The organism is Acinetobacter sp. GRABPA_MV_2 (assembly GCF_056725885.1).
Window position 1 is genome coordinate 1 of record NZ_JBWZNA010000070.1, and the last position, 452, is coordinate 452.

General features: G+C 42.9%; 1 protein-coding gene. It reads left to right on the top strand.

All coding sequences use genetic code 11. The features are described 5' to 3' along the window. Positions 1-452, top strand: a 452-nt coding sequence (locus ACXM0J_RS18860) for an aminotransferase class III-fold pyridoxal phosphate-dependent enzyme (protein ID WP_304457412.1), incomplete at both ends; no start/stop codon positions are given.

The window sequence follows — 452 nt, forward strand, 5'->3', positions numbered from 1 at the left end:
GAAGGTTCACGTATTTGGGATCAAGAAAATAAAGAATATATCGATTTTGCAGGCGGGATTGCAGTAAACGCATTAGGTCATGCGCATCCAGTGGCAGTAAATGCTTTAACAGAACAAGCAACAAAACTTTGGCATGTAGGCAATGGTTATACAAATGAACCCGTTCTACGCCTTGCAAAACAACTCACCGAAAATACATTTGCAGATAAAGTATTCTTCTGTAACTCAGGTGCAGAAGCAAACGAAGCAGCACTCAAACTAGCTCGTAAAGTTGGTCTAGACAGCGGCGTTGCTGGCAAAAGTGGCATTGTGGCATTTAACAATGCGTTCCACGGCCGTACCTTATTTACCGTTTCGGCGGGTGGTCAACCTAAATATTCACAAGACTTTGCACCACTTCCAAACGGTATCAACCATGTTGCCTTTAATGATTTAGAAGCTGCAAAAGCGGT